This window comes from Paraburkholderia sp. BR10936, assembly GCF_040965735.1.
GTDB classification, from domain to species: domain Bacteria; phylum Pseudomonadota; class Gammaproteobacteria; order Burkholderiales; family Burkholderiaceae; genus Paraburkholderia; species Paraburkholderia nodosa_A.
This window is the reverse complement of sequence record NZ_JBFRCM010000003.1, coordinates 126,748-152,565: the sequence shown is the minus strand read 5'-3', so window position 1 is coordinate 152,565 and position 25,818 is coordinate 126,748. Positions and strand designations below refer to the sequence as shown.

Here is a 25,818-nt window from a genome sequence, read left to right as displayed (position 1 = left end):
TCAGGATTCCTTTTCAGTCATTCTCCGCGTATTTTCCTGCCCGCTTCGCGAATCTGTTCGAGCGTGGCCGCAGGCGTGCTCGCTTCCTTCGTCACACGTATCTCGATCAGCGCGGGCTTGCCTGCCGTGAGGGCACGCTCGAGCGCGGGGGCGAATTGCGCCGTGGTCGTGACGACTTCGCCGTGCGCGCCGAACGACTGCGCAAACGCCGCGAAGTCGGGGTTCGTGAGTTGCGTGCCGTGCACGCGGTTCGGATAGTGGCGCTCCTGATGCATGCGGATCGTGCCGTAGTGCGCGTTGTTCACGACGATGAACACGACATTCAGGCCGTACTGCATTGCCGTGGCGAGTTCCGACGACGCCATCATGAAGCAGCCGTCGCCCGCGAGCGCGACCACGGTGCGCGAGGGGTATTGCGACTTCGCGGCGATTGCGGCGGGCACGCCGTAGCCCATCGCGCCGCTCGTGGGTGCGAGTTGCGAGCGGAAGTGGCGATACGCGAAATGGCGATGCAGCCACGTTGCGTAATTGCCCGCGCCGTTCGTGACGATCGCATCGTCGGGCAGGCGCGCGCGCAGTTGCTGCATGATTTCGCCGAGCTGCACGTCGCCGGGCATCGGCAGCGGCTTGCGCCATGCGTGCCACGCCTCGTGTGCTTCTGCGGCGCTGCCGGCCCACGCGGGTTGCGCGGGCGCCGGGAGGGCTGCGAGCAGCGCCGCGAATTCCGCGAGGCCCGAAACGATTGGCAGATCGGCTGCATAGACGCGGCCGAGTTCCTCCGCGCCCTGATGCACGTGAATGAGCGTTTGCTTCGTTTTGGGAATGTCGAAGAGCGTATAGCCGCCTGTCGTCGATTCGCCCAGACGCGGACCGAGTGCGAGCAGCACGTCGGCTTCGCGGATGCGCTTCGCGAGCGCCGGATTGATGCCGAGACCCACGTCGCCCGCGTAGTTCGGGTGATCGTTGTTGAGCGTGTCCTGAAAGCGGAACGCGAGGCCGACCGGCAATTGCCAGTTCTCGACGAAGCGCTGGAAGTCCGCACAAGCCTGCGGGTTCCAGCCATGGCCGCCCGCGATCACGAACGGCTTTTTCGCGCCCGCGAGCAGTTCGCGCACGCGCTCCATCTGCGCGGCGGAAGGCGACGCCTGCACGCGCTGCGCGCTCGGCGCGATGGGCTGCGCTTCGGACGCGGGAATCGCGCCGCTCAGCATGTCTTCGGGCAGCGCGAGCACGACCGGACCCGGCCGTCCCGACATCGCCACATGGAACGCGTGGCTCAGGTATTCGGGCACGCGGCGCGCGTCGTCGATCTGCGCGACCCACTTCGCCATCTGGCCGAACATGCGTCGATAGTCGATTTCCTGGAACGCCTCGCGGTCCATCTGCTCGCGGGCGACCTGGCCGATCAGGAGGATCATCGGCGTGGAGTCCTGAAACGCCGTGTGCACGCCAATCGAGGCGTGCGTGGCGCCCGGCCCGCGCGTGACGAGCGCGATGCCGGGCCTGCCCGTGAGCTTGCCGATCGCTTCCGCCATGTTCGCCGCCGCTGCCTCGTGACGGCACACCACGGTTTCGATCTTTGCGGTTTCGTCGGACAACGAATCGAGCACCGCAAGATAGCTCTCGCCCGGTACGCAAAACACGCGCTCGACGCCATTGGCGACGAGCGCATCGACGACGAGGCGAGCTCCGGTGGTAGTGGCTTCGGTGGTGGCGGATGCGTTCGGCTGCTGCATGGCGGTCAAGTCTCCTTCAATCGTTACGTGATTACGTTCGGATGCTTCAGGCAAGGCGACAGCGTTTCAGCGAATCAGCACTCGACGATGTTCACCGCGAGGCCGCCGCGCGAGGTCTCCTTGTACTTCGTCTTCATGTCGGCGCCGGTCTCGCGCATCGTCTTGATCACCGAGTCGAGCGAGACGTAATGCGCGCCGTCGCCGCGCAGCGCCATGCGCGCGGCGTTCACGGCTTTCACCGAGGCCATGGCGTTGCGTTCGATGCAGGGAATCTGCACCATGCCGCCCACGGGGTCGCAGGTGAGGCCGAGGTTGTGCTCCATGCCGATTTCGGCGGCGTTTTCGACCTGCAGCGGCGTACCGCCCAGCACGGCGGCGAGCGCGCCGGCGGCCATCGAGCAGGCCACGCCCACTTCGCCCTGGCAGCCCACTTCGGCGCCCGAAATCGACGCGTTGAGCTTGTAGAGAATGCCGATGGCGGCCGCGGTGAGCAGGAAGTCGATCACGCCCTGTTCGTTCGCGCCCGGCGTGAAGCGCACGTAGTAGTGCAGCACGGCGGGGATGATGCCCGCTGCGCCGTTGGTCGGCGCAGTCACGACGCGCCCGCCCGCGGCGTTTTCCTCGTTCACGGCGATGGCGTACAGGTTGATCCAGTCGATCATCGAGAGCGGATCTTGCAGCGCGCGCTCGGGGTTGCTGGTCAGCGCGCGATGAAGCTGCGGCGCACGGCGCTTCACGGCGAAGGGGCCGGGCAGCGTGCCGTCGGCGTCGGGATTGTTGATGCCGCAACCGCGCGATACGCACGACTGCATCACGTTCCAGATGTGCAGGAGACCTGAGCGGATCTGCTCGTCGCTGTGCCAGACGCGCTCGTTTTCGAGCATCAACTGCGCGATGCTCTTGCCCGTCGAGGCGCACAGCGCGAGCATCTCCGCGCCCGTGGTGAACGGATTCGGCAATTGCTGGGCCGCCGCGAGCACCTTCGTGTTCGGCGCGCCGGCCGTGACGACGAAGCCGCCGCCTACCGACAGATACGTGCTTTCGCGCAGCGTGTCGCCGTTCGCATCGAGCGCGCGCAGCTTCATGCCGTTCGGGTGTTCGGGCAGCGCCTGGCGATAGAACGCCACGTGCTCCTTGGGAACGAACGCGATGGGATGGCGGCCGAGCAGCGCGAGCTGGCGCGAGGTGCGCACGGCTTCGAGGCGCTCGCTGATGGTGTCGGGATCGACGGTGTCGGGCGCGTCGCCCATGAGGCCCAGCATGACGCCGCGGTCAGTGCCGTGGCCCTTGCCGGTGGCGCCGAGCGAGCCGTACAGCTCGACCTTCACGGCGGCCGTGCTCGCAAGCAGACTGTCGCGCTCGAGTCCTTCGGCGAACATCAGCGCTGCGCGCATCGGCCCGACCGTGTGCGAGCTGGAGGGCCCGATGCCGACTTTGAAGAGATCGAAAACGCTTACTGCCATGGGTACTGCTCCTGCTTGTCTGACGTTGGTTTGTAGGGATGCGGCGCGTTCGGCGGCATCGTTATTTCCCGTGCCGCCGCCGCATCCCGCGCGCGTTTTACCGCGCCGGCAACGGCAGACAGACGGCGAGCCACGCGGGCGGCGTGGGCGCGAGTTTCAGCGCGACTGGTGCAAAGCGGCCGTCGAGTCGCGCCGCGAGGTGAAACAGTTCGGCGGCGTTTTTGGGGTCCCACTGGCCGGTGTAGCCCGGCAGGCCCGCTTCGCGCCGCTTCGCGTCGAACGGTACGTTCGAATGCACGAATTCGTCGTGCGTCTTCTGGCCGAGCGCATACGGCGTGAGCCAGTCGAGCGCGCCCGCGAGCGTCGCGCCGTTGGCCGCGCGTTCGGTCAGCCAGTTGCGGTTGTGGCGGCGCGCGGCGAGCGCGGCGGTCACGAGCGGCTGCAAATCGTAGGTCACGTAGTGCAGTGCATCGCGCTCGGAGAAGTCGAGCGTCGAGCCGTCGGGCGCGACGTTGTCGCCGAGATGCTCGACGAAGAGCCGCTGCGCCGTCGCGATCATCTTGCGGTTGTCGAGCGTGAACGCGATCATCGCTATCAGTTTGACCCGATGGCTCTGCCAGTTGTTCGCAAAATTTCCCTTGAGCGGGCGCGGCTGCGCGTCGATCTGCGCGATATAGCCGGTCGCGAAGCTGTTCAGGAACTGCATGGTCGCGTTGCGCGTTTTCACGGGCAGCGCGCTCGCGGTCATGTCGTAGGCGAGTATCAGCCCCTCGAAACGCGTTTCGTCGATGGGATTGAAGCTCGGCTTGTACGTGGTGACCCAGGCGAGCAGAAAGCGGTCCACGAGCTTCAGGAAGCGCTCGTCGCTCGTCGCGCGCCACGCGAGCGCGGCGTTGCGCATGAGGTCGAGTTCCTTCGCCGCCTCGACGCTCTGGTCGTAGATGCCCTCGTGCGGCAGCGTGCCCTCGGTGTGCAGGCGCGGCAGCGGACGCGGCGTGTCGTTCACGTGCGTCAGCACCTCGGCCACGAGCGCCTTCACGCCCGGATCGGAGTTGGTGCGCTCGCTCGATTGCAGCGCGGGGGCCGCGCAGAAGTTCATGGCCGCGTGCGCCGCGCCGGCGAAGGTGCCGGTGAAGGTGGCGCAGGCCAGCGCCAGCGCGGCGGTAAGGCGCTGCGGGCGGCGTAACAGCGCACCGCGCGCGTGCCGGGCTTGCCGGACCGAATTCCGCGTTGCGGCATGCGGCAAGTCCCGCACCGAGTTCCGCAATGGAACCATTCGCACCTTCCGCGCCATGCGCGACTCCCTGATTCAAGGCTGACAGGTGTGTGATGTTAGCGGTTTGCGGCGGCAAATGTGAGAGGGATGACCGCCGCCGCGTGAGCCGAAGGTCACGCGGCGGCTTCACAAGGGCTTATTCGCCGGCGGTTTCGTCTGCATGTTCGCCCGCATATTCGCTAAGCGGCACGCACGAGCAGAACAGGTTGCGGTCGCCGTAAGCGTTGTCGGCGCGGCCAACCGGCGGCCAGTACTTGCGTGCGACGAGCGATGCGACCGGGTAGGCGGCCTGCTCGCGCGAGTAGGCGTGCTTCCAGTCGTCGGCGACCACCACGGCGGCCGTGTGCGGCGCGTGACGCAGCGGGTTGTCTTCCTTGTCCGCGCGGCCGTCTTCCACGGCGCGGATTTCCTCGCGGATGGCAACCATCGCGTCGATGAAGCGGTCGAGCTCCTCCTTCGACTCCGACTCGGTCGGCTCGACCATCAGCGTGCCCGGCACCGGGAAGCTCATGGTCGGGGCGTGGAAGCCGTAGTCCATCAGGCGCTTGGCCACGTCGTCCACGGTGATGCCGCTTGCATCCTTGATGGGGCGCAGGTCGAGAATGCACTCGTGCGCGACGAGCCCGCCCGGGCCGCTGTAGAGCACCGGGAAGTGCGGCGCGAGCTTGTTCGCCACGTAGTTGGCGTTGAGGATCGCGTTTTCGGTCGCAGCGGTCAGGTTGGCCGCGCCCATCATGGCGATGTACATCCACGAGATCGGCAGGATCGAGGCCGAGCCGTAAGGCGCCGCGCTCACCGCGCCGATGCCGTGACCCTTATCGGTCGAGCGCTTGTAGCCCGACGAAAGCTGGTTCGGCAGGAACTGCGCGAGGTGCGCGCCTACTGCGACCGGACCGACGCCCGGGCCGCCGCCGCCGTGCGGAATGCAGAAGGTCTTGTGCAGGTTCAGGTGCGAGACGTCGCCGCCGAACTGGCCCGGCGCCGCCAGACCCACCATGGCGTTCATGTTCGCGCCGTCCACGTACACCTGGCCGCCCGCCGCGTGCACGATCTCGCAGACTTCGCGCACGTTCTCTTCGAACACGCCGTGCGTGGATGGGTACGTGATCATGATCGCGGCGAGCTTCGCCGCGTGCTGCGCGGCCTTGGCCTTGAGGTCGGCGAGATCGATGTTGCCTTGCGCGTCGCACGCGACCACGACCACCTGCATGCCGGCCATCTGCGCCGATGCGGGGTTCGTGCCGTGCGCCGAAGCGGGAATCAGGCAGACGTTGCGATGCGCTTCGCCGCGCGAGGCGTGGTACGCCTGGATGATGAGCAGACCCGCGTATTCGCCCTGCGAGCCCGCGTTCGGCTGCAGCGAGACGGCGGCGTAGCCCGTTGCGGCCACGAGCATCTGTTCGAGCTGATCGACCATCTCGCGATAGCCAACCGTTTGCTCCGCAGGCGCGAACGGGTGGATGCGGCCGAACTCGGGCCACGTCACCGGCAGCATTTCCGAGGTCGCGTTGAGCTTCATCGTGCACGAGCCGAGCGGGATCATCGAGCGGTCGAGCGCGAGGTCCTTGTCGGAGAGGCTGCGCAGGTAGCGCAGCATTTCCGTTTCCGAATGGTGACGGTTGAACACCGGATGCGTGAGGTACGCGCTTTCGCGCACCAGCGCGGCCGGGAACGTCAACGCGGCGGCTTGCGTGAGTTCGGCGTCGAGCTTGTCGACCGACGGCGCTTCGCCGGCGAACGCGGCTTGCGCGAACACGGCGAGCAGGTCGGCCAGATCGGCGCGCGAAGTCGTTTCGTCGACGGACACGCCCACACGCGTCTCACTCACGTGGCGCAGGTTCATGCCGCGCGCGAGGGCCGCGTCGTGGAGCGCCTGGGTGCGCGGGCCGGCTTCGAACGTGAGCGTGTCGAAGAACGCTTCGTTCACGAGCGTGTAGCCCAGTTGCTTCGCGCCCGCGGCGAGGATCGCGGCGACGCGATTCACGCGCTGCGCAATGCGCTTCAAGCCTTGCGGGCCATGGTAGACGGCGTACATGCTCGCCATGATCGCGAGCAGCGCCTGTGCCGTGCAGACGTTCGACGTCGCTTTTTCGCGGCGGATGTGCTGTTCGCGCGTTTGCAGCGCGAGGCGCAGCGCCGGGTTGCCTTGCGCGTCGATGGTCACGCCGACGAGACGGCCCGGCATCTGGCGCTTGAATTCGTCCTTCACCGCGAGGTAGGCGGCGTGCGGGCCGCCGAAGCCCATCGGCACGCCAAAGCGCTGCGAGTTGCCCACGGCCACGTCCGCGCCCCATTCGCCCGGCGGCGTGAGGACGGTGAGTGCAAGCAGATCGGCGGCGGCGATCACCGCGCCGCCGGCTGCGTGCACGGCTTGCGCAAGCGCGCGGTAGTCGCGCACGTCGCCGTTGACGCCCGGATATTGCAGCAGCACGCCGAAGGCACCTGCATTGACTGCTTCAGCGGCCGGACCGACCTTTACCTCGATGCCGATCGGCTTGGCGCGCGTCTTCACGACTTCGATGGTCTGCGCCAGCACGTCGTCGGCGACGAAGAACACGTTCGACTTCGACTTGCCCACGCGCTGCACGAGCGTCATGGCTTCGGCGGCGGCGGTGGCTTCGTCGAGCAGCGACGCGTTCGAGATCGCGAGGCCGGTCAGGTCGGTGATCATCTGCTGGAAGTTCAAGAGGGCTTCGAGGCGGCCCTGCGAGATTTCCGGCTGGTACGGCGTGTACGCGGTGTACCACGCCGGGTTTTCGAGCACGTTGCGCAGGATGACGGCCGGCGTGTGCGTGTCGTAGTAGCCCTGCCCGATATAGGAGCGGAACACCTGGTTCTTGTCCGCGAGCGCGCGCAGGGCGGCGAGCGCCTCGGCTTCCGAGCGCGGCTGCGAGAACGGCCCGAGCGGCAGCGTCTCGTTGCGGCGGATCTTGGCCGGAATCACCGCATCGATCAGCGCGGCGCGCGAGGCGAAGCCGAGCGCGTCGAGCATCGCCTGCTGGTCGGCCGTGTCGGGGCCGATGTGGCGGGCGGCGAAAGCGTCGTGCGCTTCAAGTGCAGCAAGCGAGAGCGGGGAGTTCATCAGACGATCCGGGTGTTCGAGCTTCATAGGGATTCCTGCGGGCGCGGGCGGCGTTCTGAGCGCGCCGCCGCGCCATGGCGGTTAAGGCAAGGTTGCGATTTACGCGCCGATCGCCTTTTCGTAGGCGGCGGCGTCGATCAGCGAGTCGAGCTTGGCGTCGGCGGCGGGCTTGATCTTGAAGAGCCACGACTCGTACGGCGCGCCGTTCACCTGGTCGGGCGTGTCGACGAGCGACGTGTTCGCTTCGATGATTTCGCCTGCGACCGGCGCGTAGATGTCCGAGGCGGCCTTGACCGACTCGATCACGGCAACGGCGTCGCCGGCGGTGACGGCGCGGCCCGCTTCGGGCAGTTCGAGGAAGACGATGTCGCCGAGCGCTTCCTGCGCGTGGTCGGTGATGCCGATGGTCAGCGTGCCGTCGGCTTCGGTGCGGATCCACTCGTGCGATTCGGTGTATTTCAGATCGGCCGGGATGCTCATGGTTGCTCCAGTGCGTGGTGCGGTTTTTGTTGCTCGAAAAGGGGAGGGCGTGCGCGCTGGCAGGATCCTCGCGGATCAGGCGGCGAGCACCTTGCCGTTGTGCACGAACGGCAGTTTTACCACGCTTGCGGGAAGGGCTTTGTCACGGATCTGCACCTGCACGACATCGCCCGGCTGCACGCCCTGCGGCACGCGCGCGAAGGCGATCGATTCCTGCATGCTCGGCGAGAACGTGCCGCTCGTGATCTCGCCCGCGCCGTGCGGCGTGAGCACTTTCTGGTGCGCGCGCAGCACGCCGCCGGCCTTGCCGTTTTCCTTCTGCAGGATCAGGCCGACGAAGGCCGAACGCGAACCGTTCGCCTCCAGCGCGCCGCGGCCGACGAAGTCGCGCGGCTCCTTCATGTCGACGGTCCAGGCGAGGCCGGCGTCGAGCGGCGAGACGCCGTCGTCCATGTCCTGGCCGTAGAGGTTCATGCCCGCTTCGAGGCGCAGCGTGTCACGCGCGCCGAGGCCGCAGGGCTTCACGCCCTGGCGCTGCAGGGCGTCCCAAAGTTCGCAAACGGCGGCGGCGGGCACCACGATTTCGAAGCCGTCTTCGCCGGTGTAGCCCGTGCGCGCGATCATCAGCTCGCCGAACGGCGTGGCTTCGATCTTCGCGGCGTTGAAGGGTTTGAGAACTTCGGTGGCGCTGCGCGACGAGGGCGCGACCTGCCAGACCTTTTCGCGCGCGTTCGGGCCCTGCACGGCGACGATCGCGAGATCGCGGCGCGGCGTGATGGTGAGGCCGAAGCCGCCTTCGGCGTTGAGCTTCTCGAACCAGGCGATGTCTTTTTCGGCTGTGCCGGCGTTGACGACGGTGCGGAACTGGTCGTCGGCGAAGAAGTAGACGATCAAGTCGTCGATCACGCCGCCTTCGGGGTTCAGCATGCACGAATAGAGCGCCTTGCCCGGCGTGGTGAGCTTGGCGACGTTGTTGGCGAGCGCGCGGGAGAAGAACTCGCGCGCCTTCGGGCCCAAAAAGTCGACGACGCACATGTGCGAGACGTCGAACATGCCGGCGTCGGTGCGCACGGCGCGATGTTCGTCGATCTGCGAGCCGTAGTTGACGGGCATGTCCCAGCCGCCGAAGTCGACCATGCGGGCATTCAGCGCGCGGTGCGTGTCGTTCAGCGGGGTGCGTTTGAGTTCGGTCATGGGGCCTCAGGCGGTCGCGAAAATTCGCGCGAAAACGAAAAAGGCCATGCAGGAAGCGCCGCAGGCACGATGCCCGTGGTCGGTTCTTGCATGGCCCCTCTGTCCTCGGTACCTGAGAGATTGCGCCGTTGCCGCTGGCGCGCGCCCCTTCGGTGGGCAGCCTGAACGCGTGGGGGTTACGATCCGCCGCCGCCCGTTCTACTGCCGCTCTCCAGAGTTGCGGACTGTGTGCCGCTTCGCGTCATCTCGCGCAAAAAGCGCAAAGGCAGCGAATCAGCGGTCCGGCGCGCACGGTCCTTTTGCCTGAGAGTTTGTGGGTTGCCCCTTCGGCGGCGCCGGTTGCACTTGCGAAAGCAAGCTAAGGCAAACGGCGCGCTCTCCCGGCGCGCGCAGCGATTGTGCGCGACGCCTCGGGGCTATGTCAATGCGGAAAAATTCTGCGCGCGGCGCCAGCAAAGGGGCGTGAGCCTTGCTGGCATTGGCTTGCGCAGATGAATAACGCGCCATGCATCGCGCCGGAGAAAAACGGGGGCGGTTCGGGTGGGCAGATGGGTCGGCACGAGCCGCGAGCGCGCGGTCCGTGCCGACAGGCCAATGCGTGTGGCGCTTACTCGCCGATGGCGCGAGCGGCCGTGTCGAGTTCCTCGTTCAGAACGTGTTGCTCGTCGGGCGAGATGCCGCCGCCGTGCTGCGCGGCCATGTCGTGAGCTTCGCCGCGGATCGTGTCGAGGCGGTGATGGAGCGCGCCGCCTTGGGGCGGCGGGTAGTAGCCCTGGCTCACGCGCATATCGATGCGATGGCCCAGGTTGTCGATGCGGCTGTCGACCTGATGCAGGCGATCGACGGCGACTTCGTGGGGATTCGGGCCGGGCGGCGGCGGCGCAGCGGGGTGGTGCGCCGGCTGGTTGACCACGCACGCGGCGAGGGTCGAAACGAGCGCGCCGGCGGCGATCAGGCGTAGAGCGGGGATGTAGCGGGTCATTCAGACTCTCCTTGGTCTTGTCGTTGCTTTTTTGGGCTTGCATGTCCACAAACGTCTGGCGATTGCAGCGTGATGACCCCACCGCGGCAACCAGATGTAACCATTTGTATGGTCCTTTCAGCGGCGTCGGCGCAATGCAAGGTCGACGCCGCAGCCGAAAGCGCGCGCCGGTGTGCTCAGGACTGGCGCACGAACCCCAGCGTGCGGCCGTCCTGCGCGCTTTGCATGGCGAGTTCGATGAGCGTCATGACGTCGATGGCGTCCTGCGGGCTTACCGGGAACGGCTTGCCTTCGCGGATCGCCGCCGCAAGCGCGCGATACAGATCGGCGTAATTGCCCGCAGCGTTGGGCACTTCGAGATCGGCTTCCTGGCCGTCGTCGCGCAGCACGTGGAGGCGGCCCGTATCGTTGCCCGCGCCGAAACCGGGCTGGCCCGGGCGCAGGCCGTCCTTGAGCTGATCTTCCTGAGTGTCGAGCCCGTTCTTCAGATAGCTGCCGCGCGTGCCATGAATCGCGAAGCGCGGCGCGTACGCGGCGAGCGCGCTGGCGTGCAGCACCGCGTCGTGGTGCGGGTAGCGCAGCACGAGGTGCGCGTAATCCGGCGCGCTCGCGTTTTCGCGGCGCGTGTGAACGAATGCGGTGATCGACTCGGGTGCGCCGAAGAGCGCGAGCGTCTGGTCGATCAGATGCGGGCCGAGATCGTAGAGCAGGCCGCCGCCGCGCGTGGCGTCTTCGCGCCAGCGCTGCTTCACTTGCGGGCGGAAGCGGTCAAAGTGCGATTCGTAGTGCGTGATGCGCCCGAGTTCGCCGCGCTCGATCAGCTCGCGCACGGTGAGGAAATCGCCGTCCCAGCGGCGGTTGTGGAACGGTGCGAACACGAGGCCGCGCTGCTTCGCGATGGCCGCGAGCGTGCGCGCTTCCTCGGAAGTGAGCGTGACCGGCTTGTCGACCAGCACGTGTTTGCCGCGCTCGAGCGTGCGGCGCGCGAGGTCGTAGTGCGTGTCGTTGGGCGTGGCGATCACGACGCATTCGATGGCATCGATCGAGAGCAGCGCGTCCAGGTCGGGCACGATCGCGGCGTCGGGATAGTCGGCCTGGGCGCGTTCGGCCTGGCTCGTGGCGATGGCGGCGAGCTGCGCGGCGCCGCTATGCGCGATCACGGGGGCGTGGAAAGTCTGGCCGGCGAAGCCGTAGCCCATCAGGCCGATTTGCAGTGGTTGCGGTGCAGTCATTTGGCGCTCCTCTTTCCAGCGAGTGCGGGTGGCGGGAGCCCGTTATTGTGGCACGGCGCGTAGAGCGTGCGGAGCGAGGCGAGGGACGGGTGAGCTGTGGAAAGAGGAACATCGGGGGCGCCATCGGCGTATCGCTGTACCGTGTTAACATCGCACCTCCCGCGTGAGAGGCCGCTGCGACGTACGCACGCCTCGCGCCGTGCGGCGTCACGAAAGGCTACGCGCCCCGTTCGCACGCCTCCCAGCCGTACCACCCGTTTTTCCAATCCAGCAACGATGTCCGCAGGCCTCAATTCCGCCCAAAACGAAGCGGTGCGCTATCTCGACGGTCCCTGTCTTGTGCTCGCCGGCGCGGGCAGCGGCAAGACGCGTGTCATCACGCAGAAGATCGCGCACCTCATCGAAGCGAAAGGCTTCGAGCCGCGCCATATCGCCGCCGTCACCTTTACCAACAAGGCCGCCGCCGAAATGCGCGAGCGCGTGGGCAAGCTGCTCGAAGGCAAGACGCTCACCACGCCCGGCAAGGAAGGCCGCAAGGTGCCGACCAACCAGCTGACGGTCTGCACGTTCCACTCGCTCGGCGTGCAGATTCTGCGCCAGGAGGCGGAACACCTGGGCCTGAAGCCCCAGTTCTCGATCATGGATGCCGACGACTGCTTCGCCATGATCCAGGAGCAGGTGGGCTCGACGGACAAGGGCTTCATCCGCAAGATCCAGTCGATCGTCTCGCTCTGGAAGAACGGACTCGTGATGCCCGAGCAGGCGCTGGCCACGGCCTCGAACGAGGACGAGCACCAGGCGGCCATCGTCTATCGCAACTACATGGCGACGTTGCACGCGTATCAGGCGGTGGACTTCGACGACCTGATCCGCCTGCCTGCCGAGCTGTTCGCGAAGAACGAGCAGGTGCGCGACCGCTGGCAGAACAAGCTGCGCTACCTGCTGGTCGACGAATACCAGGACACCAACGCCTGCCAGTACGAACTGCTGAAACTGCTGGCGGGCCCGCGCGCGGCGTTTACGGCCGTGGGCGACGACGACCAGGCCATCTACGGCTGGCGCGGCGCCACGCTCGAAAATCTCGCGCAACTTGGCAAGGACTTTCCGAAGCTGCACGTCATCAAGCTCGAGCAGAACTACCGCTCGACGGTACGCATTCTCACGGCCGCGAACAACGTCATCGCGAACAATCCGAAGCTGTTCGAGAAGAAGCTGTGGTCCGAGCACGGCATGGGCGACACCATCACCGTCACGCCCTGCAACGACGAAGAGCACGAAGCCGAGTCGGTCGTGTTCCGGCTTTCGGCGCACAAGTTCGAGCGCCGTGCACAGTTTCGCGATTACGCGATTCTGTATCGCGGCAATTTCCAGGCGCGCATCTTCGAACAGGTGCTGCGCCGCGAGCGCATTCCCTATGTGCTCTCGGGCGGCCAGTCATTCTTCGACAAGGCCGAGATCAAGGACATCTGCGCTTACCTGCGCCTGATCGCCAATCACGACGACGATCCCGCGTTCATCCGCGCGATCACCACGCCGCGCCGCGGCGTGGGCAACACCACGCTCGAAGCGCTTGGTTCGTTCGCGGGGCAGGCGAAGGTGTCGCTTTTCGAGGCCGTCTACATGGGCGGTATCGAGGCGCGGCTTTCGGCGCGCCAGGTCGAGCCGATGCGCGTGTTCTGCGATTTCATGCAGCGCCTCGCCGAGCGCGCGCAGAAGGACCCGGCGACGGTCGTGCTCGACGACCTCATGGATGCGATTCACTACGAGGCGTATCTCTACGACGCCTTCGACGAGCGCCAGGCGCAGTCGAAGTGGCAGAACGTGCTCGAATTCCTCGAGTGGCTCAAGCGCAAGGGCACCAAGCCCGAGCAGGAGATCGGCGAAGACAGCGAAGCCACCGGATATGACAATGCCGACGGTCTCGCCGACACCGGCAAGAATCTCATGGGCCTCATTCAAACCGTCGCGCTGATGTCGATGCTCGAAGGCAAGGAAGAGGACCCGGACGCCGTGAGGCTTTCGACCGTGCATGCGTCGAAGGGACTGGAGTATCCGCACGTGTTCCTGGTGGGCGTGGAAGAGGGGATCATGCCGCACCGCGGCGGCTCGGAAGACGATGTGATCGACGAAGGACGCATCGAGGAAGAGCGGCGCCTCATGTACGTGGCGATCACGCGGGCGCAGCGCAGCCTGCATCTGAACTGGTGCAAGAAGCGCAAGCGGGCGCGCGAGACGGTGGTGTGCGAGGCATCGCGCTTCATTCCGGAAATGGGCCTCGACGACGCGCCGCCGCCGACCGCCGAAGAAGCGCCGATGACGCCGAAGGACCGGCTGGCGAGTTTGAAGGCGTTGTTGCAGAAGGGGTGATGACCCTGGCATGCAGCGGGTGTTTGCTTTTTTGGGACGCGGGCGGCTGTAGAGTGAACGCCTCTGACCCGCTCGCTGCCGCAGATGGAAGATCCATTACTCCAGCATTACCGTCACGCGCTTGAAACGTATATCGACGCGAAGGACAACACGAAGCCCGCACGGATTCACGAAGCATTCGCGCAGGATGCGGAACTGACGTTCTCGCTGGCCACACCGAACATCGCGTTTCCGGCGCGCAGCGTCGGCGCCGAATCGATCGCGAAGACGCTGGTCAGCGATTTTGGTGAGCGCTATTCGCGCTGCCGCACCTACTACCTTTGCGAGGCCACTGCGCTCGTTGCGCGCGAGCGCACGATCGAAGCGCTGCCCTGGCTCGTCGTGATGCGCGAGGACGCGGCGGGCGCGCTGCGCATCGGTCACGGCACGTATCGCTGGACTTTCGATTCGAACGACATCGCGCCGCGCGTATCGGCATTCCACATTCACATTGCCCGGATGGACGTGATCGACGACCCGGACGGTGCGCGGCTCGAGCGCCTGCAACAGGGCTTGAGCTATCCGTGGCTCGCTCCCGCCGAACTGGCTGCGCGTTACGGCGCGCTCGCCGGGGACGCTTCGGGTGCGTTCGCTTTTGCCCGCGAATTCGCGCGTCCCGTGCGCTGACGCGCGACCGCTGTTTCATCGACGCAGATAAAAATCCCCGCCCCGTATCGCTGCGGGCGGGGATCGTTTTGCGCTTTGGCGCGCGCGTGACGGCTCACTTCGCCGCGCTGACCATGTAATCGACGGCGGCCTTCACGTCGGCGTCGGAGGCCGTCGAGCCACCCTTGGGAGGCATCTGGCCCTTGCCGTGCAGCGCGTAGTTGTAGACGGTGTCCATCGGGTCCTTCAGGCGCGGCGCCCAGTCGGCCTTGTTGCCGAATTTCGGCGCGCCCAGTACGCCCGCGGCGTGACACGCCTGGCAAACCTGCTGATAGAGTGCCTTGCCCGCCTGCGAGGCGTCGGCGCTTTGCGAACCGCCACCTGCTGCGGGAGCGGACGAAGCCTGCGGGATGGCCGCGATCGCCGCTGCGGCGGCTTGCGCCTGGGCGGCGTTCGCATCGGCACCCGATGCGCCGGAGGCCGGTGCAGCGCCCGCCGCGCCCGAAGCCGCATTGGCTGCATTGGCAGCGCCTGGCGCGGGCTTGGGCGGATCCTGGAAGTTCGCGCCCGCGTGATTCGCCATATAGGCGACGGCGAGGCCGATTTCGTAGTCGCTGTAGTCGTCGGGGCTCGTGCCGCCGCGCGGGGGCATCGCGCCCTTGCCGGAGAGCGCCGTTTTCCAGAGCGTGTCGAAGCCCTGCGCGATGCGCGGCGCCCAGTCGCCCGAGTTGCCGAACTTCGGCGCGCCGGCGGCGCCCGAGGCGTGACACGCCGAGCAGACAGCCTGGAAGACCTGCTCGCCGGTCTTGTAGACGTGCGGCGCGTTGGCGTCGCGCACGTTGACCTGCGCGACGGGCGCGATGCGCGCGGCGACCTGCTGGGTAGAGAGCTCGTCGGTGCCCGCGCCGGTGCGCGTCGTGTTGTCGACGTAATAGACGAGCAAAATGATGATGACGATGGGGACGGCAAACCCGGCGATGACAGCGGCGATCAGCTGGCCGGGCGTTTTGATCGGGGCTCCGTGGGGTGCTTCGCTCATGCTTGTCTCGACTCCCGTTGGTTTTATGGTGAGCGGTACAGCAGGACGGCAATGGCCATGCGGCAGATCAAACACCGACGATTATAGACGGAAGGTTTTCCGGCTGGTGGCTGGGCGCGGAGGGAGTTCAGCGGGCGTTTACCCGGAGCGGACCGGCGGAGGGGCGCGTTGTTGCGTCTGAGTTGTGCCCGAATTGTGCCTGATGGGGATGTGACCCTTAATAATCCGCGCGGTGGACGGTTTAACCGAAACCGGTTATTCTCTCGGTCTCTCTTCGGCGCTGCCTTTCCCGTATTCTTCGGTCAATCGGCGGCGCCAGCAAGTCAACGCGCCCGTAGCTCAATGGATAGAGTACTGCCCTCCGAAGGCAGGGGTTGCTGGTTCGATCCCAGCCGGGCGCGCCAAAGTCTGTCGAAGATTTCAGCGATTTTCTACGCCGCGCGCATACGCCGTGCGGGAGTTCTCCAGCGAATTTTTCCGTCCGGCTTCGGGTCGGTAGCGACCTTGCGCGACGTTGCGTAAAGCCCCCGGCAGTTCGCCGACTCTCACCGGCGACGTGCTGCGACCGAGCCCGCCGATCAACTGCGCGCGGGCACCAGGCAATAGAACCGAGCCCAACGCCAAAGGTACAGCGGATGGCGCTTGGCGACCCGCAAACAGTCGCGTTGAGCGCCATAGCAAGGGATGTCGAAATTACATAGTCGCCGGGTTTTCAACCATGGCGCAAGTAATCGGTGCTTGCCGCTGTCCTTGCGGACGACGTTCGAACGCAACGATGCTGTCGTAGCAGGCGATGTAATCGGTACTCTTCGTGAAGGTTGAAATTGGGATTTTGCCTCTCGAATGAACCGCATTCAGTTCGTCGATCTTGTTCTTGGCAAATTCGATAAAACTCCCAGGCCTCCCCACGCCGCCCTGATATTCAGGCCAGTAGCAGGTGTGAGTGTCCTCCACCATATAAATTCCGTTCTTGTGAAGCCGGTCATACATCAGCTCGAAGGAAGAGATCATGTGATTCATGACATGGCTTCCGTCATCGAGAACGATGTCGACTTCCGGATATTTGCGGAATATCTGATCGATCAGGGCAGGGTCGTCCTGGCTGCCGATGAAAATCTCGATACCCTCTGCTTCATGGGCCTTGCACTGAGGATTGATATCGACCCCTATGATTCTGGATCCGGCTCCGAAGAACTCCTTCCACATTGCCAGTGATCCACCGCCAAATACGCCGATTTCGATCATCACGGGCGCTTTATTTCTGAAGCGCGTGAAGTGACGCTCATAAATGTCAAAGTAATGAATCCACTTATGCAGTCGCTTGTCCGGGTTATTAAGAAAATACTTGTGCAGAAAGCCGTCCGTCATTTCCATGCCTTGGTCGGTGCAACGAATGGGAATATTTAAAGCTGAGGAGGTACGATCGCCCGAAACACGAACTGGAACGCCTTCGCGTCCTCGACCGCTGCGTTTGCATCGGCACCCGCTGCGCTCGCCATAGCACGAATGACGGGCAAAAAGGCCTCGCGTTGCGGCTCGTGGAAGATCCGCGCCTTGCCAGCATCGACGACAAACCCCGCGTCGCGAAACATCTCCAGCATCGTGACGCGCGTGAACCAGCGGATATGTGTGCGGTCGAACAAGCCGGAGTCCTGATACCGGAAATCGCCAAAGCTCAGACGAGCCTGCACGCTCCAGTGCTGCGCATTGGGAATGCACGCAACAACGCACCCGCCGCGATCCATCGTCCCGCGAATTTTCCTCAGTAGTGCCCAGGGATCGTGAAGGTGTTCGAGCACGTCCCCGAAGACCCAGCAATCGGCATTGAGGTCCGAACGAATTTGCTCGACAGTTACCCGCTCGACGTCTACATCGATTACGCGGTCGCAGTGTTCGCGTGCCATCTCGGCATAAGCCGGGACAATCTCGATCCCGGTATAGTGCACACCCGGATTTGTTTTTTTGTATTCGCGCGCCAGCGCTCCGGAACTGCAGCCGACTTCCAGCACGCGGCGTGCGCCTTGCGGCATGAGGTTAAGTAAGTCCGGATTGTGATGCTGATGGACAGGAGTTTGATCCAATATAGGCTCCGGTGGATATCGCTGTGAGAGGCAGTGAAGGCGTTTCGACGAGGGCGGTATCTCGACAATTACGACTACCGCCCGCCGCGCGCCTCACTCTCCATATTTGTCCAAATAAGACGCGTACCCTTCCCGCCAGGTGGGTGTCCCAAAGGCTCCGCCACTCTCGTGAACCACGCTCAGTGGCCAGGTTCCCATGCGGAGCCCCTTTAGTTCAGCCTGGCGGCAGAAGTCCATATCGTAAAAGTGGAACTTGAACTGCTCGTCGAAGCGCAGGCCGCTCTTTACCAGCGTATCGCTATCCGCGATCAGCAACAGGCCGTCGAGGAGCTTGCATTCCTGTCCGGAAGGCCCGAACGTCGACGCGATGTTGCACGGAAAACCCGTGCCGTGACCCACGGTTCCGCTCAGATATTTGCGCTCGTCCCACTGCAGATCGGGCGTGGCGAAGGCCCATGCAGGCTGGCGCGGCACGCGGCGCAGGTTGCCGGCGAGCCCCACCACCTCGAAACGGGCGAGGGATTCGCGGATGCGCTCGGTCCAGAAGAAGTCGTTGAGCCAGACGTCGTCGTGAATGAAGACGAGGATGGCCGGGCGCTGCTTAGCCTCTTCGATCGCCGTGTTGTAGATGCTGGACAGTCCGCGCGTGTTGTTGTCGAACAGTTGGAGTTCGACGTTTGGCAGGTGCGCATAGAGCTTTAGCGAGCGGCCAAGCGCCGTTTCATTCGAGAACTGCTCACGGGTGCGACGGGTGCCGCAGACGATACGGATGGGTTTCATCGCTGCGGGGATGTCGGTCACCGCGTCGATCGACGTGATCGATCCAGCTGTCGGCGCAATGTCCGGTTGCTGCTGCTCGCGCGCCGGTTCCACAACTGGCTCCGCCGATGCATCTTGCGGCTGCGCCAGGACCTCGAAATGCTCGGGTGCAAGCCCGTCGCACCAGCGCCGCCACATGGTGCGCAGTGCACGCGATACGGCGTTGGCGATCGTGCTCGCGCTGATGATGGGCGACTGCATGCAGTGCTGGCGCAACTCGCGGCGTACCGTTGCGAGCGCGTCGAGATCGTCAGCCAGCGCGACGCACTTGCTCACAAAGTCGTCCTTGTCGCGCGCGACGAACGCCTCGTTGAGCCCGAGGTGCGAGAGCCATCCCGTGCTGCCACGGCTCGCCATCGAAACGCCGGGCAGCGTCACAGTGGGAACGCCCATCCACAGGGCGTGCATGGTCGTGGTCGAGCCGGCGAACGGGAACGCGTCGAGACAGACATCGACCTGCTGGTGCTGTTGCAGGTAGACCTCGGTATTCTTGCGCTGCATAAAGCTGATGCGGCTCACGTCGATGCCTTCGCTTGCGAACAGCTTGGCCAGTTTGTTCATTTGTTCGACCGACGTGATCGCGCCAATGAGCATGCGCGAAGTCGGTATCTCGCGCAGCACGCGCGCCCAGAGCGCCACGACTTCCGGCCCGATCTTGACCAGACGGCTGAAGCTGCCGAACGTCACGAAGCCATTTTTCAAGGCGGGCAACTCGTTCACGTCCGGCGCTTGTTTGTACGGCTTGAATGGCGCGAGAGCAGGCAGAAACACGAGCTTTTCCGTGAAGCAGCTGGCGAACTGTTCGAGCGGCGTGACGAACCGGTCCGACATGTAATAGTCGATGGACGTCAGGCCGGTCGTGGCCGGATTGCCGATCCAGCTCACCTGAATGGGCGCGGGCTTATGCGCGAAGGCCACGAGGCGGTTGCGACCTGTATGGCCGGACAGATCGATCAGGATGTCGATACCGTCTTCGCGAATCTTTTCCGCGACCGCGGCGTCGGTCATGCCGAAGACTTCATGCCACTCTTGCGCGTGCTCCCGGATCGTATTCGTGAACGCGTCGGTGATCACGTAATTCGAATAGACGTGCAGTGACAGGCTTGTATCGCGGGCCAGATGCTCTACGATCGACTGGAAAAAATAGGCGACCGGGTGATTGATCAGGTCGCCCGAAACGAAGCCGATTCGCAGTCGCCGCGCGGGGTCACGAACATTGGTGTGCTCCGAACGCTGCGCACGCAGGGGGGCTTCCTGGCGCTTCCCGAATTCGCTGAATTCCGCGAATGCGCTTTTTGCATCGAGATCGGTCTTGTGCATCAGGCAGAACAGCAGGTTGCTGTGCGTTGCAGCCTGCATCGGCGCGAGTTCGAGTGCCTTGCGGAAGGCGCTTTCCGCTTCATCGTACTGGCCATCCTCGTTCAGCGCGTTAGCCAGCGCGTCGAGTTCGATAGCGTCACGAGGTGCCAGTTCCACGGCGTGGCGCATCTGGGCGATGCCCTCGCCTGTTCGGCCCGTTGCCTGCAGGGCGGCGCCCAGTGTGCGATGCAGCTGTGGACTCTCGGGATGCTTTTCAAGCGCTTTGCGGCAGTGCGATACGGCTCGCTGGGACTGCCGCGTGATATGCAGCGCGTCGGCCAGCATGATCTGAGCGGGGAGACTATTGGGCAGCAGGCTGGTGGCACGCTCGGCCGACGTCACGGATTCCGCATACTGGCCTGCGCGCTGCAGGGCGTGCGTGAGCATAATCCAGCATTCGCCATGCGAGGGGTTTTGTTTCGTCAAGCGACGGGCAAGCGTCAGCGCAGCCTCGGTCTCTTTGCTGTTGAAGAGATCTGCAAACTTGCGCAACTCCGTCGCGCTTGCGCGGCGTGGATCGATTTTCGCTGCGGGCGTGTCCGCCGTCTGCTGTTTCGGCATAGCTTCGATCGCTTCGGCCGTGTGCGAAGGTTCACGCGCGGGCGCCGACGCGGCGTCAAGCTGGGGCAGGCGAGCCTTCAACGCATCGATGGCGTCCGCAGGAACGCCGCATTTCTGCGCCACGTCGAGCGCCATCCGCGCGGCTTCGAACTGGTTGCTGGCGGTCAGGGCGTTGAAGTAGTAGACCCACAGTTGCGCGAAGTTCGGCGTGTGGCCGAGCACTGCTTCGAAGTGCGGCACGGCCTCGGCTGGCCGGTCCGTTTGCATATACAGCACGCCCATGTGGTAGTTGGCGTCGACATGATCGCTATCCGCTTCCAGCACAATGGCGTAGAGCGCTTCAGCTTCGTCGTATTCCTGCTTGCGATGGTGCTCGATCCCGGCTTCCATGACGAGCTGAATGTCGCTCCCCATTTGCGATTGGGGGACGAGCGCGGTGAGGTCGGTCGGAGTATGGAAAGCGGTCATGACGAAGGCGTGCTTGCGCCGCAGGTAGCAGAAGTAGGGCAATTATCCAGGGCGCCCCGTCGGAACGAATTGCCGAGTTGACGTCAAAACGCCCGCCAATTCGGTTGGCGCGAGCAACGGGCGGAAATGAAGCTGGGTAGTCGGCCGTGGCGGCCCGAGCCGTGTGTAATGAGGGCGCGTAAAAGAAAAGCCCGCACGAGGCGGGCCGAGGTACGCAAATGCGCCCCGAAAGGCGCAATGGTTGGTTGTTATTTCTGGACGCTGTGCGAGGTCCGGACTTCAGAACTGCGCAACGCGCTGATACAGATTCACGTTCCGCGTTGCCTGCATGGCGCAACGATACTCGGCGCTAAGCGTACTTTGTGCCGACTCCGCCGCCGCGGCGACAAGTGTATCGACCGCGTGAACCTGCTTGAGCACCTCGAGCGCGGCGCCCGTTTGCTTCGCGGAGAGCGACATGAGAAGGGGTGAGCGCTCGTTCGCAAGCTCGGCCGCCTTTTCCCATTCGCCGACGGCTGCCGCCTGCTCGATGTCTTTCGTGATCTGCCAGATGCGATCGATGGGCGCCCCGAATTCCATGTCGTCTCTCCTGCTGGATGCGCTCAGCTCTTGTTGGTGGCCAGCGCGCCTGCGCTGTTGGTGCCGCCGAAGAGCTGCGTGAGGTATTGCTGGTTGTTGTTCATCGTCGCCATCAGCGTGTTGAGCGCGGTGAATTGCGCAGTGTACATGCTGGTGAGCTGCGACTGGTATTCCGCGAGATTGGACTGCTGCGTCGAAAGGTTCGTCAGGTCAGTCTGGATCGAGTTGGTACGCGTCGTGATGACGCCCGTGCTCGACTGATAGCTCGTGATGTTGTTATTCAACTGGGCGGCGACGCCGTTGGTCGAATTGAACAGCGCCGCCACGGTCGACTGATTGTTTTGCAGTGCCGTATTCAGCGTGTCGCTGTCGACCGAGAGCGAGCCGTCCGAATTCAGGGTGACGCCAATCGATGCCAGGCTGGTCGTCGTATTGCCGCTCTTCACGCCCGTCGCCACGATCGTTGCGAGCTGGTTCTGGATCATGTTCAGCGTCGAGTCGCCAAGCAGCACGCCCTGCGACGTCGAGGTCGAACTGAATGACGTGAGCGTCGACATCGTCGTCACGAGCGTGTTGTACAGCGTGACGAAATTGTTGATCGCGCTAGATTCCGCGCTCGTGTTCTGCGCAACCGTAAGCGTTTGTGCGCCGCTGCCCGTGCTCGACGTGTCGACCGCCGCTGCGGTGAGGGTCAGCGTCACGCCAGACAGCGCGGTCTTTACGGTGTTCGTCGTGCTGGTCGCGCCCGTGCCGTCGATCGTGAAATAGGCGTCCTGTGCGGCCGTGGACTGTGTCCAGTTGGTCGTGTTGGAGATCGTCGACTGGTTAGCGGTGAGGTTGGCGGAAGTCGCGCTCGAGCTCGTGATCGCCGTACCTGCCGTGGTCGTCACGGCGAGGTTGTTCAGTGCGTCGCTGGAATTCGAATCGCTGATCGCGATGCTGATGCCGTTCTGCGAACCGGTCGACGTCGAATGCAGCACAAGGTGCGCGCCGTCGGCGCCGTTGACGACCGTTGCCGTCACGCCCGGATTGTTGGTGGCCGAGTTGATCGCCGATGCAATACCCGCAACGGTGCTGTTGGTGCTGTCGAGCGAGATCGTGGTGCTGGCGCCGTTAACCGTCAGCGTCATCGTGGACGAGCCCGACGCGAGCGCCGTTGTTGCACCGTAGCCGGTCGAGGTGAGCACCTGGGCTTGTGCCACCTGCTTGACATCGAGCGAGTATGACCCTGCTGCCGCGCCGCTGCCTGCTGTGGCGGTGATGCCGGTGCCGCTGAGCGTCGTGCTGAATGCGCTGAGGGTCGTGCCATCCGAGAGCGGCGAGAGGCCTGCCTGAAGTGCGGAAAGCGCGGCGGAAAGCGCGCCGTACGCGGAGATTTCGGTGTTGTCCTGCGTCTGCTCGGCGCTGATCGTGGCGGCCTGGCCGGCGATCTTGGAGTTGACGAGCGCCGTAACGAGCGAATTCACGTCCATCGACGAGTTGCCGGTCGAGCCGCTGACGATCGACTGGGCTGCTTGCTGCAGAGCGGCGTTGCTCGCTGCGGTCGTGGCGGCGACGCTACTTGCGATCGTGCTGGCTGTCGAGCTGGTTACGGTGGACATGAAGGGGCTCCGTGCGTCGGCGTTGCAGTGTGAATCGGTTCAGGTCTGGAAAATGCCAATCGGGAGGTGATCCTCCCGATTGGCTTGCGTTGCGCTCACGGGTATGGCGGCCGGGCGCGCAACGCTTGGGCTACAGAAGCTCGTATTACTGGAGGAGCTTCAGGATCTGCTGCGGCTGCGAGTTCGCTTGTGCCAGCACCGAGATACCAGCTTGCTGCAGCACTTGCGCCTTGCTCAGGTTCGCCGTTTCTTCCGCGAAGTTGGCGTCCTGGATCGACGACTGGGCGGTCGACAGGTCGGTCGACTGAGCTTGCTGCGTCGTGCCGATTGCCGTGAAGCGGTTTTGCGCTGCGCCGAGCGTTGCTTGCAGGTTGTTCAGCGTGTTCAGCGCGTTGTCGATCGACTCCATGGCCATGCTTGCGCCGCTTGCCGTGCTGATGTTGACGTTAGCAACGTCCGTCGGTGCGTTGTACGCGCCGATCTGCGTTTCCATGGCGACACCAGCGGCGGCGGCCGCTGCGGAACCCGCCGAGCCGGCTGCTGCAGCCATAGCCGCCGACATGCCGCCGTCGGTGAGCGTGACCGCCGTACCCGAGCCCTGGAAGCCGCCGCCGGTGCTGCTGGCTTCGTTGGAGGCCGTGAACAGAGCGCCGACCGCCGTCTGGCTCAGTGCCTGGTTGTTCTGGTCCGTGAACGTGAAGCCGCCGCTGCCGTCGGAGACCACATTGACGGAGGTGATCGTTGCTGCCGAGGCTGCGACCGTGGCGCCAGCCGAGCTCAGGCTCAGGCCGCTGAACGTGCCGAGCGTTTGCCCAGCTTGCGGCACGCCGCTGCCGATCGAAGCCGCCGACATGTTTTGCGTCAGGCTCAGGCTGATCGTCTGGCCGACGTTCGCGCCAACCTGGAACGACACGTTACCGAGCGAACCGTTCAGCACGTTCATGCCGTTGTACGTCGTTTGCGACGCGATACGGTTGATTTCCGAAACTTGCTGGTTGACTTCCTTCTGCAGTGCTGCGCGGTCGTCGGAGGTCATCGAGCCGTTGGCCGCTTGCGTAGCCAGCTGGCGGATACGTTGCAGGCTGCTCGTCAGCGACGACAGACCGCTCGATGCCGTTTGAACCAGCGAAACGCCGTCGTTCGAGTTCGACACACCCTGATTCAGACCGTTGATCTGGGTCTGCATGATGTTCGAGATCGCGAGGCCTGCTGCATCGTCAGCTGCGCTGTTGATGCGCTTACCCGACGACAGGCGCGTGATCGCTTGCGACAGCGCGCTGCCCGAGCCCGTCAGGTTCTGTTGCGCGACGAGCGAGTTGATGTTGCTGTTAATTCCGAGCATGGAAATTCTCCTAAGCGGGCTGAAAGCCCGTTACAAGCCCCTATGGCCGCGGCGGGTGCAATCTTTCATTGCTGGCCGCCTCAGTGAAGGTTGTCGGCGTGGGTAAAAAAAACTTGAGGGGAAGCACCGACAATCGAGACCTCGTTTGCGCGCTGCATAAAAAATCCGGTTACGCCGCGCTCCGTGCTTCCCTCACGCATTTCTGCGTCTTGCAGTTTGCAAGCGTGTTTACGGCAGGTATCGCGTGTGGTTTAGTGCAGGGCGCCGGTGCACTTCCGCGGCTGCGCGCCCTTGCCCGCTGCAGCGCGCCGCGAGGCGGCGTATCCTCAGCGATTCCCGTCCGCCCTTTCTTCTGGAGGCCCCATGGAACTACGCAGGATCGGCACTTCCTCGTTGCAGGTCGCCCCGCTCATGTTCGGCGGCAACGTCTTCGGGTGGACCGCAGACGAAGCCACCTCGTTCTCGATCCTCGACGCCTTCACCGACGCCGGCCTCAACTTCATCGACACCGCCGATGTGTATTCCGCGTGGGTGCCCGGCAACCAGGGCGGCGAGTCGGAGACGATCATCGGCAAGTGGATCGCCAAAAGCGGCAAGCGCGACAAGGTGGTGATCGCAACGAAAGTCGCAAAAGATGCACGCCGCCCGGGACTTTCCGCCGCCAACATCGCGGCTGCCGTGGAGGATTCGCTGCGTCGTCTGCAGACTGACTACATCGACGTGTACTTCTCGCACGAGGACGACCAGAAAGTCCCGCTCGAGGAAACGCTCGGTGCGTACCAACGGCTGATCGAGGCCGGCAAGGTGCGGGTGATCGGCGCGTCGAACTACACGGGCGCGCGCGTCGAGGAGGCGCTCGCGGTTGCGACGAAATCCGGCCTGCCCGCGTACCAGATCATTCAGCCCGAATACAACCTGTACGACCGCGCCCATTACGAGGCCGATCTCGAACCGGTGGCCATGGCGCAGAAGCTCGCGGTCGTGCCCTATTACAGCCTCGCGAGCGGCTTTCTCTCGGGCAAGTACCGTTCGCGCGAGGATCTCGCGAAGAGCACGCGCGGCTCGCGCGTCGAAAAGTACCTCGGCCACCGCGGCATCCGGATCCTCGCGGCGCTCGACTATGTGGCCGAGCGTCACGGCAGCACGCTCGCGGCAGTTGCGCTGGCGTGGCTGATCGCGCGCCCGAGCATTACCGCGCCGATCGCGAGCGCGACCTCGCTGGATCAGCTGGAGAGCCTTGCAGCAGCGGTACGGCTGAAGCTCGATCCGGCCGACATCCAGGCGCTCAACGACGCGAGCGCCTGACGGCAAAGGCATTAACCCAGGTGTCCTAATCGACAGGGGGGGGGCGCGGCGGCCGCGGCAAGCCGCGCAAGTCCCTGAGTAGACTCAAGAAACCCTGGTCAGGCGGATCTTTTCCTGATATCATTGGGAGTGAATTGAGATCTTTGCCTGTTTTGTTGCCGTGTTCGTTACTGTTGGCGGCCGCAAACCGGCGGTCAGGTGTGTTGC

At 64.6% G+C, this 25,818-nt stretch carries 18 protein-coding genes, 1 tRNA gene and 2 riboswitches; of the genes, 4 read left to right on the top strand and 15 right to left on the bottom strand.

Annotated elements, in window-relative coordinates; all coding sequences use genetic code 11:
- Positions 1 to 17: 17 nt before the first annotated feature.
- The 8 genes from AB4Y36_RS07215 to AB4Y36_RS07180 form a co-directional block, all read right to left on the bottom strand.
- Positions 18 to 1,736: a thiamine pyrophosphate-binding protein gene (locus AB4Y36_RS07215; protein WP_368682634.1), complete on the bottom strand. Its 1,719-nt coding sequence runs from the start codon at positions 1,734 to 1,736 to the stop codon at positions 18 to 20.
- A 74-nt stretch (positions 1,737 to 1,810) separates the two neighbouring features.
- On the bottom strand, positions 1,811 to 3,199 hold the full coding sequence (locus AB4Y36_RS07210) for an L-serine ammonia-lyase (RefSeq protein ID WP_368682633.1): 1,389 nt from the start codon (positions 3,197 to 3,199) through the stop codon (positions 1,811 to 1,813).
- Positions 3,200 to 3,296: 97 nt separating this feature from the next.
- Positions 3,297 to 4,355: an alginate lyase family protein gene (locus AB4Y36_RS07205; protein WP_368682827.1), complete on the bottom strand. Its 1,059-nt coding sequence runs from the start codon at positions 4,353 to 4,355 to the stop codon at positions 3,297 to 3,299.
- A gap of 256 nt (positions 4,356 to 4,611) precedes the next feature.
- Positions 4,612 to 7,584, bottom strand: coding sequence for an aminomethyl-transferring glycine dehydrogenase (gene gcvP / locus AB4Y36_RS07200; RefSeq protein WP_368682632.1), 2,973 nt, complete (start codon positions 7,582 to 7,584; stop codon positions 4,612 to 4,614).
- Between the two features lie 72 nt (positions 7,585 to 7,656).
- Positions 7,657 to 8,037, bottom strand: a complete 381-nt coding sequence (gene gcvH / locus AB4Y36_RS07195) for a glycine cleavage system protein GcvH (RefSeq protein WP_028203325.1) — start codon at positions 8,035 to 8,037, stop codon at positions 7,657 to 7,659.
- A gap of 75 nt (positions 8,038 to 8,112) precedes the next feature.
- Positions 8,113 to 9,231: a glycine cleavage system aminomethyltransferase GcvT gene (gene gcvT, locus AB4Y36_RS07190; protein ID WP_368682631.1), complete on the bottom strand. Its 1,119-nt coding sequence runs from the start codon at positions 9,229 to 9,231 to the stop codon at positions 8,113 to 8,115.
- Between the two features lie 89 nt (positions 9,232 to 9,320).
- Positions 9,321 to 9,456, bottom strand: a riboswitch (glycine riboswitch).
- A gap of 57 nt (positions 9,457 to 9,513) precedes the next feature.
- Positions 9,514 to 9,624: riboswitch (glycine riboswitch) on the bottom strand.
- A 214-nt stretch (positions 9,625 to 9,838) separates the two neighbouring features.
- The gene (locus tag AB4Y36_RS07185) at positions 9,839 to 10,213 is read right to left on the bottom strand and encodes a hypothetical protein (protein WP_368682630.1); all 375 of its coding nucleotides are present in this window, start codon (positions 10,211 to 10,213) and stop codon (positions 9,839 to 9,841) included.
- Positions 10,214 to 10,389: 176 nt separating this feature from the next.
- On the bottom strand, positions 10,390 to 11,445 hold the full coding sequence (locus AB4Y36_RS07180) for an oxidoreductase (protein ID WP_368603712.1): 1,056 nt from the start codon (positions 11,443 to 11,445) through the stop codon (positions 10,390 to 10,392).
- A 276-nt stretch (positions 11,446 to 11,721) separates the two neighbouring features.
- Here AB4Y36_RS07180 and AB4Y36_RS07175 point away from each other — a divergent pair, with 276 nt between their 5' ends.
- Positions 11,722 to 13,812, top strand: a complete 2,091-nt coding sequence (locus AB4Y36_RS07175) for a UvrD-helicase domain-containing protein (RefSeq protein ID WP_254319173.1) — start codon at positions 11,722 to 11,724, stop codon at positions 13,810 to 13,812.
- 84 nt (positions 13,813 to 13,896) lie between these two features.
- Positions 13,897 to 14,478, top strand: a complete 582-nt coding sequence (locus AB4Y36_RS07170) for a hypothetical protein (protein ID WP_368682629.1) — start codon at positions 13,897 to 13,899, stop codon at positions 14,476 to 14,478.
- A 94-nt stretch (positions 14,479 to 14,572) separates the two neighbouring features.
- On the opposite strand, the gene AB4Y36_RS07165 is transcribed toward AB4Y36_RS07170, so the two are convergent.
- Positions 14,573 to 15,496 (bottom strand): c-type cytochrome, encoded by a 924-nt coding sequence (locus AB4Y36_RS07165; RefSeq protein WP_342949179.1) that lies wholly within the window; start codon positions 15,494 to 15,496, stop codon positions 14,573 to 14,575.
- A 328-nt stretch (positions 15,497 to 15,824) separates the two neighbouring features.
- Between AB4Y36_RS07165 and AB4Y36_RS07160 the strand changes: the two genes are divergently transcribed.
- A tRNA-Arg gene (locus AB4Y36_RS07160) sits at positions 15,825 to 15,900 on the top strand.
- A 289-nt stretch (positions 15,901 to 16,189) separates the two neighbouring features.
- Here AB4Y36_RS07160 and AB4Y36_RS07155 read toward each other — a convergent pair.
- The 6 genes from AB4Y36_RS07155 to AB4Y36_RS07130 form a co-directional block, all read right to left on the bottom strand.
- Positions 16,190 to 16,870: a CmcI family methyltransferase gene (locus AB4Y36_RS07155; protein ID WP_342949191.1), complete on the bottom strand. Its 681-nt coding sequence runs from the start codon at positions 16,868 to 16,870 to the stop codon at positions 16,190 to 16,192.
- 29 nt (positions 16,871 to 16,899) lie between these two features.
- Positions 16,900 to 17,577: a class I SAM-dependent methyltransferase gene (locus tag AB4Y36_RS07150; RefSeq protein ID WP_342949192.1), complete on the bottom strand. Its 678-nt coding sequence runs from the start codon at positions 17,575 to 17,577 to the stop codon at positions 16,900 to 16,902.
- Positions 17,578 to 17,670: 93 nt separating this feature from the next.
- Positions 17,671 to 20,784 (bottom strand): tetratricopeptide repeat protein, encoded by a 3,114-nt coding sequence (locus AB4Y36_RS07145; protein ID WP_368682628.1) that lies wholly within the window; start codon positions 20,782 to 20,784, stop codon positions 17,671 to 17,673.
- A gap of 279 nt (positions 20,785 to 21,063) precedes the next feature.
- Positions 21,064 to 21,363 (bottom strand): flagellar protein FliT, encoded by a 300-nt coding sequence (gene fliT / locus AB4Y36_RS07140; RefSeq protein ID WP_342949194.1) that lies wholly within the window; start codon positions 21,361 to 21,363, stop codon positions 21,064 to 21,066.
- A 23-nt stretch (positions 21,364 to 21,386) separates the two neighbouring features.
- On the bottom strand, positions 21,387 to 22,964 hold the full coding sequence (gene fliD, locus AB4Y36_RS07135) for a flagellar filament capping protein FliD (protein ID WP_368682627.1): 1,578 nt from the start codon (positions 22,962 to 22,964) through the stop codon (positions 21,387 to 21,389).
- 145 nt (positions 22,965 to 23,109) lie between these two features.
- On the bottom strand, positions 23,110 to 24,306 hold the full coding sequence (locus tag AB4Y36_RS07130) for a flagellin (RefSeq protein ID WP_342949196.1): 1,197 nt from the start codon (positions 24,304 to 24,306) through the stop codon (positions 23,110 to 23,112).
- A gap of 363 nt (positions 24,307 to 24,669) precedes the next feature.
- On the opposite strand from AB4Y36_RS07130, the gene AB4Y36_RS07125 reads away from it, so the two are divergent.
- Entirely contained in the window at positions 24,670 to 25,611 is a 942-nt protein-coding gene (locus AB4Y36_RS07125) for an aldo/keto reductase (protein WP_368682626.1), read from the top strand.
- Positions 25,612 to 25,818: the final 207 nt, after the last annotated feature.

Coding starts and splice junctions, on each gene's coding strand:
- AB4Y36_RS07215 (WP_368682634.1), bottom strand. CDS start 1,736: ATGCAGCAGCCGAACGCATCCGCCACCACCGAAGCCACTACCACCGGA.
- AB4Y36_RS07210 (WP_368682633.1), bottom strand. CDS start 3,199: ATGGCAGTAAGCGTTTTCGATCTCTTCAAAGTCGGCATCGGGCCCTCC.
- gcvP (WP_368682632.1), bottom strand. CDS start 7,584: ATGAAGCTCGAACACCCGGATCGTCTGATGAACTCCCCGCTCTCGCTT.
- gcvH (WP_028203325.1), bottom strand. CDS start 8,037: ATGAGCATCCCGGCCGATCTGAAATACACCGAATCGCACGAGTGGATC.
- gcvT (WP_368682631.1), bottom strand. CDS start 9,231: ATGACCGAACTCAAACGCACCCCGCTGAACGACACGCACCGCGCGCTG.
- AB4Y36_RS07185 (WP_368682630.1), bottom strand. CDS start 10,213: ATGACCCGCTACATCCCCGCTCTACGCCTGATCGCCGCCGGCGCGCTC.
- AB4Y36_RS07180 (WP_368603712.1), bottom strand. CDS start 11,445: ATGACTGCACCGCAACCACTGCAAATCGGCCTGATGGGCTACGGCTTC.
- AB4Y36_RS07175 (WP_254319173.1), top strand. CDS start 11,722: ATGTCCGCAGGCCTCAATTCCGCCCAAAACGAAGCGGTGCGCTATCTC.
- AB4Y36_RS07170 (WP_368682629.1), top strand. CDS start 13,897: ATGGAAGATCCATTACTCCAGCATTACCGTCACGCGCTTGAAACGTAT.
- AB4Y36_RS07165 (WP_342949179.1), bottom strand. CDS start 15,496: ATGAGCGAAGCACCCCACGGAGCCCCGATCAAAACGCCCGGCCAGCTG.
- AB4Y36_RS07155 (WP_342949191.1), bottom strand. CDS start 16,870: ATGGAAATGACGGACGGCTTTCTGCACAAGTATTTTCTTAATAACCCG.
- AB4Y36_RS07145 (WP_368682628.1), bottom strand. CDS start 20,784: ATGACCGCTTTCCATACTCCGACCGACCTCACCGCGCTCGTCCCCCAA.
- fliT (WP_342949194.1), bottom strand. CDS start 21,363: ATGGAATTCGGGGCGCCCATCGATCGCATCTGGCAGATCACGAAAGAC.
- fliD (WP_368682627.1), bottom strand. CDS start 22,964: ATGTCCACCGTAACCAGCTCGACAGCCAGCACGATCGCAAGTAGCGTC.
- AB4Y36_RS07130 (WP_342949196.1), bottom strand. CDS start 24,306: ATGCTCGGAATTAACAGCAACATCAACTCGCTCGTCGCGCAACAGAAC.
- AB4Y36_RS07125 (WP_368682626.1), top strand. CDS start 24,670: ATGGAACTACGCAGGATCGGCACTTCCTCGTTGCAGGTCGCCCCGCTC.